At 60.0% G+C, this 13,909-nt stretch carries 15 protein-coding genes and 3 pseudogenes; 6 read left to right on the top strand and 12 right to left on the bottom strand.

Annotated elements, in window-relative coordinates; genetic code table 11:
• Positions 1-172: 172 nt before the first annotated feature.
• From RAD15_RS09130 to RAD15_RS09120, 3 genes are all read left to right on the top strand, one after another.
• Positions 173-307, top strand: coding sequence for a hypothetical protein (locus RAD15_RS09130; protein WP_375865340.1), 135 nt, complete (start codon positions 173-175; stop codon positions 305-307).
• 269 nt (positions 308-576) lie between these two features.
• Positions 577-735, top strand: a complete 159-nt coding sequence (locus RAD15_RS09125) for a hypothetical protein (RefSeq protein ID WP_270163355.1) — start codon at positions 577-579, stop codon at positions 733-735.
• A 102-nt stretch (positions 736-837) separates the two neighbouring features.
• Complete coding sequence (locus RAD15_RS09120; RefSeq protein WP_426426383.1) at positions 838-1,170, top strand: hypothetical protein; 333 nt, start codon at positions 838-840, stop codon at positions 1,168-1,170.
• A 138-nt stretch (positions 1,171-1,308) separates the two neighbouring features.
• Here the strand turns inward: RAD15_RS09120 and RAD15_RS09115 are convergent.
• The 8 genes and pseudogenes from RAD15_RS09115 to RAD15_RS09080 all read right to left on the bottom strand — a co-directional run.
• Positions 1,309-1,686, bottom strand: a pseudogene (locus RAD15_RS09115) (ParB/Srx family N-terminal domain-containing protein); the annotation flags it as partial.
• Positions 1,687-1,789: 103 nt separating this feature from the next.
• Positions 1,790-2,020 (bottom strand): annotated as a pseudogene (locus tag RAD15_RS09110) (zincin-like metallopeptidase domain-containing protein); the annotation flags it as partial.
• Positions 2,021-2,047: 27 nt separating this feature from the next.
• On the bottom strand, positions 2,048-2,188 hold the full coding sequence (locus tag RAD15_RS09105; protein WP_458176771.1) for a zincin-like metallopeptidase domain-containing protein: 141 nt from the start codon (positions 2,186-2,188) through the stop codon (positions 2,048-2,050).
• 153 nt (positions 2,189-2,341) lie between these two features.
• Positions 2,342-2,896, bottom strand: a complete 555-nt coding sequence (locus RAD15_RS09100) for a hypothetical protein (protein ID WP_458176511.1) — start codon at positions 2,894-2,896, stop codon at positions 2,342-2,344.
• A 5-nt stretch (positions 2,897-2,901) separates the two neighbouring features.
• On the bottom strand, positions 2,902-3,204 hold the full coding sequence (locus RAD15_RS09095; protein WP_458176509.1) for a hypothetical protein: 303 nt from the start codon (positions 3,202-3,204) through the stop codon (positions 2,902-2,904).
• 329 nt (positions 3,205-3,533) lie between these two features.
• Positions 3,534-4,451 (bottom strand): ArdC family protein, encoded by a 918-nt coding sequence (locus RAD15_RS09090; protein WP_458176506.1) that lies wholly within the window; start codon positions 4,449-4,451, stop codon positions 3,534-3,536.
• Positions 4,452-4,801: 350 nt separating this feature from the next.
• The gene (locus RAD15_RS09085) at positions 4,802-6,964 is read right to left on the bottom strand and encodes an integrase (protein WP_458176504.1); all 2,163 of its coding nucleotides are present in this window, start codon (positions 6,962-6,964) and stop codon (positions 4,802-4,804) included.
• On the bottom strand, positions 6,961-8,166 hold the full coding sequence (locus RAD15_RS09080; protein ID WP_458176502.1) for a hypothetical protein: 1,206 nt from the start codon (positions 8,164-8,166) through the stop codon (positions 6,961-6,963). The genes RAD15_RS09085 and RAD15_RS09080 overlap by 4 nt, the downstream gene beginning before the upstream one ends.
• Positions 8,167-8,307: 141 nt before the next feature.
• Between RAD15_RS09080 and RAD15_RS09075 the strand changes: the two genes are divergently transcribed.
• Entirely contained in the window at positions 8,308-8,820 is a 513-nt protein-coding gene (locus tag RAD15_RS09075; RefSeq protein ID WP_458176500.1) for a hypothetical protein, read from the top strand.
• On the opposite strand, the gene RAD15_RS09070 is transcribed toward RAD15_RS09075, so the two are convergent.
• From RAD15_RS09070 to RAD15_RS09055, 4 genes and pseudogenes are all read right to left on the bottom strand, one after another.
• Complete coding sequence (locus RAD15_RS09070) at positions 8,739-10,055, bottom strand: tyrosine-type recombinase/integrase (protein WP_458176769.1); 1,317 nt, start codon at positions 10,053-10,055, stop codon at positions 8,739-8,741. The genes RAD15_RS09075 and RAD15_RS09070 overlap by 82 nt on opposite strands.
• Before the next feature lie 365 nt (positions 10,056-10,420).
• Positions 10,421-11,155: pseudogene (locus RAD15_RS09065) on the bottom strand (ArdC family protein); the annotation flags it as partial.
• Positions 11,156-11,447: 292 nt separating this feature from the next.
• Positions 11,448-11,630, bottom strand: a complete 183-nt coding sequence (locus RAD15_RS09060; RefSeq protein ID WP_027545378.1) for a hypothetical protein — start codon at positions 11,628-11,630, stop codon at positions 11,448-11,450.
• Positions 11,631-11,900: 270 nt separating this feature from the next.
• Positions 11,901-12,575: a helix-turn-helix domain-containing protein gene (locus tag RAD15_RS09055; RefSeq protein WP_458176498.1), complete on the bottom strand. Its 675-nt coding sequence runs from the start codon at positions 12,573-12,575 to the stop codon at positions 11,901-11,903.
• Between the two features lie 314 nt (positions 12,576-12,889).
• Here RAD15_RS09055 and RAD15_RS09050 point away from each other — a divergent pair, with 314 nt between their 5' ends.
• Entirely contained in the window at positions 12,890-13,474 is a 585-nt protein-coding gene (locus RAD15_RS09050) for a hypothetical protein (protein ID WP_458176496.1), read from the top strand.
• Positions 13,471-13,743 carry a hypothetical protein gene (locus RAD15_RS09045; RefSeq protein ID WP_458176494.1) on the top strand — a complete coding sequence of 91 codons (273 nt, stop codon included), beginning with the start codon at positions 13,471-13,473 and terminating at the stop codon, positions 13,741-13,743. Before RAD15_RS09050 ends, RAD15_RS09045 begins: the two co-directional genes overlap by 4 nt.
• The last annotated feature ends 166 nt before the right edge of the window (positions 13,744-13,909 follow it).

Raw genomic sequence — 13,909 nt, 5'->3', positions numbered from 1 at the left:
ACAATGCTCGCGATTCCGGGAAGTTTTGGGGATGACTTCATAAGCTCAGGCTGTCAGGCCTCAGGTCGTGGACCATTTCTATGAGGCGGGTTGATCACACTCGGAATCGCACGCACTGCTGACGGGACATGGCGAGGTCATGATCCCGCCGCGTACCATGGGTGCTCCACCAATGGCGTGGATCTGCGCTCCAACCGGGCTCTACGTCACCCAGTCCGACAGCGGCCAGGTGTGGGGCTTCGCGATCAAAGGCGTCGAGCCCAGCGATGCCAAGCCGGTCAGGACCTTCGAGCGGCCTACTCACTAAGGTCACCAGCAGGCTATTCGTCGCGCATCTCAAGACGTCCGATCGCCATCATGACGATTCCAGCCGCAGCTGCCTTTTTTGGTTCTGGTGTGGTTCATATAGAGATCATGAATCGCGCGCTGAACCCATGCGGCCGGCTCCCTTAGCAAACCCCACCTACGAGGTTGTGACGTCGGAATAGCCTTCACAACCACTTGCGCTCGCTTGCGATAGGCTGTTGTTGTCGCCAGCGCGACCGCGAACCCGCGGCAAGCGTCGGGAGCCGCGGCATGGCCATGAAGTCTCTTGAGTACGGATGCCCGGATCATGCGCTGCCTATGCCCAAAATTGCGCTCTTAAGCGTCGACCATTGGATGGAGATTGCAACTTCGAGCACCTTGCAATTCTGGTTGGAGTACATCGCGAGCAATGCGATGGCTTCGCAATGATAATGACTCCAGTTGTAAAAGGCAGCGCCAGATAAATTCCAATATTAGAAGGTACCTTTCACCTTGCTTTTGCATCAGGCGATGAGCTCAATATTGAAAATTGTGGCGGTGGGGGCGATTTTCTTTGGAGAAGCCCTTTCGATAGTCGCCGAGTTGATTGCCTCAAAGCAGTTTGGGAAAGCTGGCGGGCATTTCACAACGCTCCTGCCGATGTTCCTGTTGATATCGGTGGGCGGTATCCTGCTCGTCTGCGGATACGCACTCGGCTACATGTATCTCAAGAATATCTGGATCATTGTCGCAGTATCGGTGGGAGCAATTCTAGTTGTGGAACCGATTCTGGCGCTTCTGCTCTTTCGAGACGTGCCGACAGCCGGTTCGCTGATCGGGCTGGTGTTCGGCGCGCTTGGCACGCTAGCTGCGATAATTTTCTGAGACGCGTTCAGCTCTTTGCTCAGACCCCAGGTATGCATACGACGAAGACTGCCTGATTGACGCGGGCGCGCGGGCGCGGCGGGCTATGGTGCGGGTTGTCACGCCTCACCGATATCGCGCTGGGTGGATAATTGAAAGATTCTCGGTCAGCGTGCGGCGGATCTGGTACGGCTCATCAGAGCCGGACCGGCCGATATTGTCGCAGACCTGCTCCTGGCGCGCGTGATCGCCGCTCACCGAGAACGACATGCGATTCTGCCGGACCAGGAGCTCGAGAGCACGGTAACGCCTGCCGCCGGCCGGCACCTCGAACATGCCTGTCTCGTTGCCCGCGGCATCCACGATGGCGCGGACATTGAGACTTTGCAAAAGCGTTCGGTGGGCGATGCTCTCGGCAAGCTGCTCGATTGAGACGCCCGCCTTGACGCGCCGAACGTTGGACTGGCTCAGCACCAGCTTGTTGAAGGGAATGTCACGCGAGGGCGACAGCGTGATCTTTTGGACTGCCTTGGTCATTTTTTGTCTCCACGACGGGCGGTCCGAAAGCCTCTCTCTCGACTTCCAACCCGTCGTGGCGCTCGGCGGCGCCCTCTTCCTCTGTTTGGCAGCTCAACTCCGCTCACGCCGCCTCCTGATCTGCCGCGGCACAATCGGCCGAAGCGGTTGGACTATCTGCTGGCAGGAAGCCAAGCAGATAATCCGCGGCTTTGCTCGCCTGAGAGGCCGCCCGCACGATCGCACGGTTGTCTTCACGCAGGACTTCCAGCCAGGAACCGATATAGTCGGCGTGCCGCACGGTCGGCACGATGCCGAGTGAAGCGCAGGAAAATGCTGCGCACAATTCCGCGACTTATCCTGACAGTCAAGCCTCAGCTAGCTAGTTGGCTACCGCCTGCGCTTGCCGCGCGGTGAAGATCGCTCGCGGATCGTGCTTCAGGACCCTGAGCCACGAAGAGATATAGGCGGCGTGCTCGGCGCGAGGGAGGCCAAGATCGGCCATTACGAACCTGCTGGCCAGTTCTGCAAACTACTTTTGATAGCTATCGTCAGGCTTTTTCGAGCTGTTTCGGACGATGCTGGAAATGAGACACCCTTGCGTGGTCGGGCCTGTCAGAAGCATCCGGGTTGAAGCGCTTGAACGATGGCGGAGTTGAGCGCACTAGTTCGGTAATCAGGTCGTCTCGTCCAATCCGATTACTTCGAGGCCAATCCTGACCGTCGGGGGGATTTGCTTGATTGCCGTGCGTCGGGCGTAGAGAAACCCGCCCACATGCAAATCTTCAGGCAACTCCGCGATGGCCGTATCGCTAATGTCAAGAGACAGGCCGACCCGGAGCCCGCGCGGTAATTGTTCGATGCTAGTGCCGGCCACGCTCAGACTGCCTGTGACGTGCAGGTAGCTTGGCAGGGTCGTCAGGTCGGCCCTACCAGTGAGTAGGATACATCCAGTCACTTTGCTGCCTTCAGGCAAAAGCAATTTACCGTCGCGACCCACTTGCTCTGACGGATCTTTGCTGATGAGTTTTGCGTACGCTTTCCGTCTGCGGCCAGGAATGCGGTCGACACCGTAACGACTATTCTCCGAACGTTTGAGCGCGATTCGCTTCGCTTCGCGCGCATCCGTGGCATCCACCACGTATTGCTCAACGTCATAGACCGCGTGATCGGCCAGGAACTCGACGGTAACGGCGAAACGGCGAAGGTCAGAATGTTCCTCGGTATGCATGGCACTCACTCCATAAGAGGAAACGCCTCAGCACACCAGGCTGGGAGCGCGTCGCTCTCGACCAGCTCCCACGATTCCGGATCTTCCAGCGCCTCGGGGTTGGCGTTCTTGAGGCTGTCCTCCAGGTCGGCGATCTCCGTGTTGGTGGTCGGCGCCATGCCCATCCGATCGACGTCAACATAGATGAGACTGGCCGTTTCCTTGTCGAACACGAATCGGGTCATGCGCTCGCGTTCGCTTCCCTTTTCGCTGAAGATATGGCCCCAACCCATACCTTGGGCGGGATCGGCGATGATGTAGCGCGACATACGTTCCTCCGGCTCTGTCTTGGCGAGACTCGGACAAATCGTCGAAAGTGGCAACGACGACGAAAAGACCGGCGGTTCGGTATCTCGACCGCACGAGGATCGAGGACCAAAGATACCCAGAGTGTGGACCGCTCGGTGCAGCTTTGCAAGTTTGACGAGTGGATCTGTACCATAAAGACCGCAGATGGCGAAGATCGAATAGGGCCTTGTCGCGGCAGCCCAGACTCTCTCTGAACTTCCCCCCTCACGAAAATTCCAGCACCTCCTCTCGCTCTCCCGCGCACAGCACGATCTGGAGATCGGATGAAGCTCCGGAACGACTGCGGCGCCTACGTGGCGCCGCAGTCGTCAGGTTGATGGGTGTTGCCCTGCTGGGCGTGCATCCAGTCGGCCGCCTGCTGGGCCTTGCTGGCGGCGGTGAAGATGGCCCGAGGATCGTCCTTGAGGAGGCGCAACCAGGATGCCACGTAGGCGGCATGATCGCGCCTGGGATGATGGGCGACACCCAAATCTGCCAGGATGAATGACGCTGCCAATTCGGCGGTGGCTTCTTCGATCGGCAGCCAATCGCGCTTGAACCGTTCCTGAAGGTCCCGGTCGAGCCTGTGCTTTGCGCCTGTGGCATGCGCTGCCTCATGTATTAAGGTGCCGGCTTGGGCCGCTGAGCTCGTGAACACTGCGTATTCCGGCATGAAGATCGTGTCGAGGTCGATGCGGTAGTGCGCATTGTAATTGCCGGTGACGATCGGGATTTTCAGTGCATCGATGAATGCGTCGACATGAGTGAGGCGCTCGCTCTCAGGAAGCTTCTCGACGATCTGCGGTTCGTAGCCATCCACTTGGGCGACATTGAACACTGTGAAGGCACGTGCGAAGACGCGGTGACGAACGTTATCGTCACCGTCGTCTGCATCGTCGTTAGTAGCCGCCTTTGCCTGCTTCCAGAGAACAACCGTCGTTCCTCGTTCGCCCTTGCGTACCTGCGCGCCGATGGCGAGCCATTGCCGATAGGTTCCCCAGAGGCCGTCGGCGTAGCCCTGATCTTGCGCAGCGATCCAGAGCGCGAGCACGTTGACACCACGGTATCGTTTGCCTGACGAGATGTTCTGAGGGCGGGTGATGGCGGTGCCGTCGTGATGCCAGGGCATGCGCCATTCGCCGGCACCAGCTTCGATAGCGGCGACGATCTCGGCGGTGATGCGCGTATAGACATCGGCGCGGTCTGCCGAACTCGATGTATGGGACATGGGAGAATCTCCGCGGCCGGCGGAGCAAGCCTCTCTCACTCCCTCAACCGGCCGCCCGATTCCGGCCTTCCTCGTCCTCTCCCGCCGCCCGACAGGGCGGCCGTCTTTGGTTCTGTGCTGTCTCATCATGATGGGTGCTCCCGTTCGGCCGGGGTCCGTCCCCGGCGGCGGAGCAGCTACCTGCGATGCCCGAAAGCGCGACCGCGCACTCGCAGAGCCGAAGCGACAGCGGAGGACGGCGATCAGCCGTTGCGCGGCCGTGCGGGGCATCGCGCGCTCCGACTATGCCGGGACGGACGCCGACGAGAGCGATCCGACGCGGTTACAACATGAGGCCTAGAGTACCGACGTCAGGTGCTGCAGTCGATATCGTGGAGGACAGCCTCGATGCGCGCGAGATCCTGTTGCAGAGCGGAGCGCTGTAGCGAGGACAACCGCTTCTCTTTGAGGACGGCTCTCGCCTCATCTGCGGAACGCGCCCATGTTGGCCGGTGCCTGGCGGTGATGCAGGCGTTTGGACAACGTTTTGGTTGGCAAAGCGCCGTCAGCGGCGTCTTGTTGTCGGCGTTGGTTGCCTGCTTCAGGCATAGGGCGGTCCCGGGATCGAAGAAGCAATCGGCGAGCACGCCGACGTGCAATGTGCGCGCGAGACTGGCGAGCATCGTGCGGAGCCGCGCGCGATCTGCAATCATGACTGGAAGGGGATCAAGTTCTGCCGCCGCAGCATCAAGCGCCTTCGATATGCGCGGCGCCGCTGGTCCGGACAGCGTCGAGCCAGTCTGTCGCTCATCGAAGTAAACCAGCAGATCATCGAGTTGTCCAAGCGCACGCTGGCTCTCGACCTCGGCGCGAAAGCCGGACTTGCTGGAGCCGGCATAGCCCTCGAAGGCAGCGACGGAGGCGTGCTTATACTGGATCATGCCGGCGATTGTCCCGAAGGGACGGTTGGCGATATGCCATGCGATCGTTCGGCGAAATTGCCGTGTTGTGATGCGCCAAGGTTTGCCTTCGGGGCTGGTGGGAATAACCAGCTCGTTGACCGTGCCGAACAGCTTATTGAGGTGATCGCGGAAAAGATTGAGCTGCCGCACGATCTCGGCAGAGAGGTGATCCTTGCACACGGATTTAGCGGCCAGGACCGGCCAGAGTGTCGTGAGTCCGCGGGCGGTTGCCGCCGGGAACGATAGGCGCTCCAATACCTCGACGGCTTTGGCGACGGGTTCGATCGTGATCCATTCGGCGGCTTGGCCATGGCTCGACTTGCCTTTGTAGGCGACCGATCGGACGCGGTGGCGCATGATCAGACCATCTTCGCTGCGGGTAGTGGAGAGACACCCGCGCTGCATTGCTTGAACTTCGCAGTCGCGCATGCCGCTCAGATACGCGCACAGGACATAGGCCGCTGTTTGCAGCATCCGCTCCTCTTGGGCGAGCGTCTTGGCGTCGAAACGGGGGCGCCACGGTCGACCGGTCTCTGGCAGAAGAGAGATGCAGGTGTCCATGCCGCCAGTCTCAACGCCGAGTTCGCGTATGGCTGCCTCGATCAGGTCCGGCGCTCCGCTCGCAAGTTGAATATGCATCCTGGACTCTGCGCGGGCATTGATCCCGATATGAAGATGAAGCAGGTGCGAGTTGACAGGAGGCAATACGTCACCTGTCTCTGGATGCTGCAAAACGGTGCCATTGTGAGCAGTCCCCCAGATCGGCACACCGCGCTCTTCACGCCGGCGCCGCTCAAAGTAGTCCGTGAGACGCCGGCGCTGTCGGCCGCGGCGCTGTTTGCGGTCGAGGACCTGGTCTGATCGAATAAGCTTGGCGCAATGGGCCTCCAATCGATCCGACTCCTCACGGGCGGCGAAGATATCGGGCGCAAACTCGGTGACGTAGCGGATCGACCACGTCAACAGTGGCGCGATGACCTCTTCCGGCATCCGTGGGGTGCGGTTCTCGCGGACGTGACGATAACCAGCGACACGGGCTGGAGCGCGTCCGCTCCACGGCTGGAACGACAGCCCTCGGGAAGGAAGATGATGACGATAGGCATGCAGGTCGATCGGCACTTCCAGGAGTTGGCCAACAATGACAGGCCGACGGCTGCGATCGGTCTGAAGATGGCGGGCATAGCGGTCGAGCAATTGCTGATCGACCCGCGAGAGATCGACAGCGCCGAGTTCGCCGCGGATGAACTCGAAGAAACGGCGCGCCCTGTTGAATATCTGCCGGACACAGGCAGGTGGGAGCTTCTTGCGATGACCAGGAAGGTCGACGTTGAGCCGGGCATAGAGGAACTCCCGGATCGCTTCGCGCGTACCGGTGTCTTCGACGGCCCCGAAATGTACGGTGACATGGCAGCGACGGGCGTTCTCGCGGAATACGGCCGGACCGAGATCCCAGCTTGTGTCGCCATAGCGAGACAGGCAGCTCCGATCGAAGTCCTTCTTCAGCGGGGCGGAAGTAAGGACCGGGCGGTCATCCAGTTCCTGTAGGCTTGGAGCGAGGGCCACTTTGCTCATGGTCGCACCTCCGGCGGAAGATAAAGAGATTGTTGGGTAGCCTGGCTGCGAGCTTGGGCGATCACACCTTCGGAGAAGACGGGCAGAATCTGCTGGGTGATGCGCGCATGCGCACGACCGAACTTGATGCTCCAGTCGGCAGCAGAGAGCCCGGGCCGCTCGCCCTCGATAAAGTTCAGAAACGCGAGGATCGCGGGCAGCTTGCGAGCGGTGATGACTGCGTTGCGGCATTCCAGGCAACCCCAGAATGGCTGCGGACAGGGCGAGCCTGCTTCAGCAAAGGGACTGTTCTGGAAACCTGAGCACGCCGCGAGCCAAACGTCCTGATCTCCATCCAGGAGCGCCGAGACGCTATTGGTATGCATGGGAACATCACCCTGGCGCCAACGCACCTCGCTGTCGGGTGACAACACGATCGGGCCTGCAGCCACGACAACTTCCGTAAGCGCCTCGGCAACGGTAGCTTCATGCAATGGGCGCAGTGAAGGAATATCGGCATAGTGGCGAGCGGCGATCTCCGGCGTGTGGCCGACGGCAAAGCGCGCCATGTGCCCTTCGGTCTTGAGATACCAGAGTGCCTTATGCGTCTTGCGCAGCCGGGCGAGAGTGAGATGAAGAGGACGGCGATCGTCGTCAACGATGCCGTGTCCAGCGACCCAGTTGTCCACCAACTGATGCGGGTGGTCGATGCCGGACCGGAACTGTCCGCGCCCTTTATAGTGATAGACCCAGAGAGACTCGACCGGAAGGAAGCGCCTGGTAAAGCCCGTCACTTCGATCAGCTTACGGATCAATCCGCCAGGTGTGCCGAGGCCGCCATCACGAACTCGCAGGCGCTTCTGTTCGGCACCGCGCGCGCGACGCTTTATGTAGCTGATCTCGACCGTACCGGGTCCGGGGTTCTGCAAACAGTCGATCGTCAGCGTCTTGCAGCATTCGATCTCGAGCCCCGTCTCCAATGACAGGAAGGTCAGCAATGGCGGCAGATCGGATGCGAGCAAATGATGGCGGCTATGGCGATCCTCGCAAAGGTTGGAAACCGGCAAGCCACGGCGCAGGCGCATGAAGTACAGGCGTTTGAAGGCGCGGTCCGAGTGATCGATCTTGCCTTCGGCAGCAATCGTGGCTTCAACATCGGCGACCGCACTGCGGAGGCTGGCGTCACCCGTCTCGTCGAGCGGACGGCCGATACGCCTGAACATCTTACTGATATCGGCACGAGCCGCGTCACGTAGCTGACGGGCGACGAACGGACTATATGCGTCGCGGGGCTGCGATCGCCCGGCGGACTGCGCGCTCGTGTAACTTAGGCGACAGCGGAGCCCCTCATCGAGAAGGCCAGCTTGATCGGCATCTATAGAGCGCAACGCAAGAACCACCTTCGCGAGGACCATGTGCCGATGGATCGGCGTCATGCCGGCGGCCTCAAGGGAGGCTTCGTATCCGTCAATATCCTGCGCACGAAGATCGGCAGGCTTCGTGGCATGAGAGTTGTCTCGCAGATACGCGAAAAACCGATGATACGCCGCGATGTGCTGCTTGATGGTGCTCCGCGCTCCCAACGAGCCGCCGAGTTCGGCCTGTCGGCGAACAGCGCCGGCAAAGGCTATAGCAAGTGCTCGCGGGCGCAGGTTCGTGAGATCGACTTCGACGATCCCACCATAGCGCGCCTCAATGTTGAAGCGCAGACCGAGTACTTGGTCACCGGCATGAGTTGGGACACCACCATCTGCGGGCGCAAAACGAACTGGAGTTCCCTTCCGCGGCCGCCGCCTCATAACGAGTGCTCCGACGGAAGCAGCGCCAGTAACTCCTCGACGGCGGCATCGACGGCATCGGCGCGCGAAGCGATATGATCGAGATAGATGTAGGTCGTTGCGAGGCTGGCGTGGCCAAGGAGGCGCTGGACCTGTTGCAAGGGATCGCCGAGAATATGCCGATATCCTTCCATCGATCCGGCGGGCAAAGCTGCATCGCGAAGCCGGTGCTGGATCAGCATCGCGAGCATATGCACGGCAAAGGTATGGCGGAGTTGGTGCGGGGTGATGTTGATCGAAAAGCCGAGAGACCTGCACCGCTCGGATGCCCGAGCGAAGATGACTTCCCAAGAATTCGGTTGAACCGGCAATCCGACTTCTGTGAGCCACAGCACTGCCGGCTCGCTCGGTGTACCGTCGTCATCGCAGACGATGATCTTGCTGCGCTCTTCAGGGCTGAGCAGATCAAGGGCGATGTCGCTCCGGTCAAGCAATCGCAATCGGGAGGCTGACCGCTCCCCGTGAACGAAGATCGGGCGTTCGAACGATCGCCAGCCGGAGCGTCGCCGGAACTTCGTGACCGCATGAGCACGTTCAACCGCAATGTAGGCCCGCGCCTGTTCAAGCAGTCGACCGGAAAGAAGGATCTGGCGACCACGATCACCCTTGGTCATCGCGTCCGGCAGATCGAGCCACACCTGTCGAGCTGTTCGCCGATCGACGGCAGCAAGGTCGGATGCAAACAGAAAGGAGGCTTCCTCCAGCCGAAGACCTGTCGTGACAAGGAGATCGGAAAACAACGCATTGCGAATGCCGTTGCGGTCGCGGGCGCCGGGACGCGTTCCGCCATCCGGCAGCAACCCTCTCAGGCCGACATCCCGAAATATGCGGTAGTCGTCGAGCGTGACAAAGCTGACATCCGCTCGACGTGCAGCCGGCTCATAGGCGTCGTTGCGTGCCGTAATCTGTGCTCGCCGGCCGCCGTATCCTCGCCTCCAAACGGAGCGGTGCGTGAACGGCGTTTCGGAGACCAGGCCTTCGTGAACACCCCAGCGATAGAGGCGATCGAGACAGGCGACAGCTCGATTCCAGGACGCCGCAGAGATGCGTTGCCCGGCCTCGGCCCGGCGACGAACTCGATGGTAGGCGAGGATGTCGCGACGGTCACCTTGCCATACGGACTTGCCGCAGGCTTCCGAAAGAAAGCGGACCCAGACGAGGACATCATAGCCGTATGCACGAAGGGAGTGCCGTGAGCGAACGCCATTGAGAGGAAGATCACGGAAGAAACGCTCCAGATCAGGATCGTAGAGCACCCCGTCCCGGAGGATCATAGGGACGTGTGCATCAAGCCCGTCTGCTGATCGGCGCTCCTGAATAGTGATGTTCGAAGCCGGCGTTACCTTGTCCACAAGTTCAACCTTCCCCCGGCCCCCATACGGCGAGCCAGCATCAACGAAGGCGTTCAACTTGCCCGGCGCTATCCAGGCCGGCCGCCGCCAGCGATGCGGGAGCGCTGCGGCCGGCGGTGACTACCGCAAAGCCGTCCGCCCGCTACGGCGCTATTGGATGGCGCGCGTGCGGACGGCTTTGCTCTACCGAGCTACACCACAAGTAGGGACACGAACCACCGCCTCCGTCAGTCCTGTTGCATCGACGTCAGCAAGACACTGAGAGTCGGTGCAGACTGTCAAGATAAGGCGATCAATTCCTCGAACGCGTATTTTTTTGTGCCGTAGGAACCGCCGAGATCGCGGTTGAGGCGCGAAGGATGACCGCTGGCGTGGCCGAGCTCATGCAGCGCGGTCCGGTGCCAATTGATCGGTTCGAAATAAGCCGCCGGCGGCGGCACCTGCACGTAATCTTCTGCCGGCATATAGAAGGCGCGATTGCCGCCGATGCGGAAGTCGATGCCGGTTGCCTTAATCAGGGACTCGACCTGCGGCTCGATCATGCCCGGCGGCGGCATTGGCGCGGTGGCCGCGATGTCGGCGGACAGTCCGTCGCATTGATCGGTGTTGAAGACGGTGAACCGCTTCAGGAATGGAACGGCCTGCGCCTCTTCGCCTGTCTCACGCGCACGGCGCCGTTCGTCGGCCGGCACGAAGCGGTCGGCATAGACCACGGCAATGCCGCGCTCGCCCTTGCGGACATGACCGCCGAGCGTAAGCGCCTGGCGGAAGGTCAGCCAGCTTTGGCCGGCAAAACCGCGCTCGATCACCGCCCCCCAGAGGATGAGAACGTTGATGCCGCTGTAGGGCCGGGTCGTCGCTGCGTTCCTTGGCATCGACAGCGGCGCCTTTGCAGCCTCCGTCCCCCAGGGTTGAACCCACGGCACGCGGCCGGCCTCGAGCTCGGCGATGATCTTGTCGGTGATTTCGTCATAAAGGGTGGCCCGGTCCTGGCCGGTGCGCGTGCAAGGATGTCTGGACATCGCGGATCTTTCGCGACGGGCGCTGCAAGCCTCTCTCGCAGCTCCAACCCGTCGCGGCCGAACCCGGCCAGCCCTCTCACTCTCAATGCTTGTTGCAGACGCGTTATGTCTGTTGCAGGAGCAACGTGCCGGTGCCAGATCCTCAGCTGAGCGCCGGCCTTCGCGTCAGGGATGGACGCCCGAATGGGTGAAAACCCGGCCAAAGCCGGGGTTTCAGCGCAGCCGACAGCCCGGTCCCCGCAGGGAGACGCACGGCAAATCCAATGCGGATGGAACGACCAGGCGCCTGGACCTAGACCTCTTCTCGAATCTTTGTCTGCGCGTCATAGATTCTGATTCGAAGCATGGGAAAGCGCTTCTTCAGCTCTTCGGCACCCGTTTTGGCTCCGTCCCTGGTCGCAAATTCGGCCTTGAGTCGGCCATCTACTTCGAGCGCATATCCTGAAGCTGGCAATTCACGGGCAGCTGCAACCATCTTATACCTTTTGCGCAGTGAGGAGATTGACGACAACGGCATACCGCGAGTCGCGCAAATCGCGCCAGCTCACTTAGATCTTGATTTGCTCCTAAACTGCAGAACTTCGATTCGCTGTCAGTTTGAAAATATCCTTTGAAATCAATCCAAATTTTATAAACCTGCAAAATTACAAACCAACCCACCTGGTTCGGGGGATGAGATCGGATTGGATACAGGCCCTTCAAAGGCGAAAGGGCTGGTCACAAAGCGCGAAAGGAGATTCGATTGTCAGGCATTGATCCGGCTCAGCGCCACGCGGTTGCGGAGGACGATGCGGCGCGAGGTTTCCAGGGCGATGGTTCCGGACTGCGCCAGCTGACTGAGCGTCCGCGACACCGTTTCGATCGTCAAGCCGAGATAGTCGGCGATGTCCTGACGCGTCATCGGCAGTTCGATCGACGGAGCGGCGGCATTGCGGCCCGCCATTTCCAGCAGAAACCCGGCCACCCGTTCTTCCGCGCTCTTCATCAGCACCATTGAATGCTCGTGCATACGCTGCAGCTCGCGAACCGCAAGCGTCCAGAGCTGTCTGGCAAAATTCTTTTCGTACTCGGCCCGGGCCATCACGGCGCTGCGTTTGGCGACCACGACATGCGCCTCCCTGATCGCTTCCGCCGAGGCAAGATGCACCTCGGTGGCTTCGACGTCAAAGATGTCGCCGGGCAGATAGAAGCTTCCGATCTGGCGACGGCCGTCATCCAGCGTGCGACAGGTTCGCACCGCGCCGGAGATGACCTGGTAGAGGTATTCAGCCGGATCGTCTTCGCCGTAAATTTCAGCATTGCGCGCAAACCGCGTCGAAGCGCCGATCAAGCCCAGCGGGCCTTCGGGCAGGGAGTTTGACCGAACCGCAGCGGCCGAACGCGCGTGGATTGAAGACCCGGCGGTTGCGGCGGTGAGCATGGCAGAAACTCCGGTTTCGATCGTTGATGGGGGCAGTCTGCCCGCTTCTCCAGGTTTCGAAACTCGTGTCATTCCCCTAAGTATAAATCCGGAGGCAATCGCAATCTTTGGGTTGCGTGGCGGATCGAACGACCCTTGGGCAAAATCGACGGTTGCATCCCCCATCTTTAGCGAATTCCGGTGCAGTGGTCGCGGTGCAACTAAGAATCCGCCGCGCGCGGCACGAGAAATGCCCGACCAAAGTCTAGCCTTCGGTCTTTTTTGCTTGTGCACCCCCCTAAGTTGCGAAATGATCCGCCGCCTTGGGGGCGAGAGTGCAAAAATTCTTAGTAGCCATTTTGACAATCCTAAGCGTCGCCTTGAGCGTGACCCTTGGGGCCGTACTTCAAGAGCCCCAGGTCTCAACAATTGAAATCGATCGAGACAGGGCCGCTCTCACCTCACAGATATCGACCACGCAAGAGGAGAGCGAAAAGTATGGACCGGGACTTCTCAAATCTCTAATCGAGGTTCGGCTCGCAATCGCGCGAAATACGCTGGCCATGCTCGACCAAAAACGAGCTTCTTTTGTCAGACGTATCACGCTGGACTATCGGCTTGACGGTCGGCCGGTTCACGACGCATCCGACCAAGAACTAAATATGATCCTTGAAGAGCTCTCGCAGGCAGAGAAGAAGGCTGCCGCCTCTAAGCTTGAGGCCGCGAGGCACTCCGGCGGGCTGGCTCAGGCGATGTCTCTTCTAAAGGCAGAAACTGACGAGTTGAGTGTATCTCAACTCCGATTGAAATTTTACTCCGCAAAGCATGGAATTCCACTGCCGTTTCCGACTCTCACCGAGAATTCGAGCAAGCCTACTCAACCACCTGGCAAAGTCGTAAAGGATCGTGACGCGTTATGAAGTATGCTCTTGGCCTGATTGCATTCGCAGCATCGTGCCTCGCCTTGCCTACGCACGCACAGTCGCCCGCAACAGATGGTCCGATCGGCCTTGTTTGGGGAAGTTCCTCCGCTGAGGTTCAAGCCAAAGGGGTCGAACTCAAAGAAATTGAAGGAACGGACTTCGGAAAGAGCTATCTCGCATCGAAGATGGAAAAGGCGCTGGCCGACCAAAGCGCGGCCTTACTGTCATTTGGGTTCAACGACAAGCTTTGGCGTGTCCTTATATAGCCTCGTGAGACCCTAACGTTTCTGAACTGGCGGTGTCAGGTGACCTTAGTTCCATGATGGAAGCAGACAACGACTTAGAGACACCTTACGTCTTCATCGATACGCAAGCATTTGTGCAAACAAGATTTGACTGGGGTTTAAAATCGTTATCCAAGCTCGTCGAATT

This window comes from Bradyrhizobium sp. 14AA (assembly GCF_054185205.1).
This window is presented reverse-complemented; position numbering and strand designations above follow the sequence as displayed.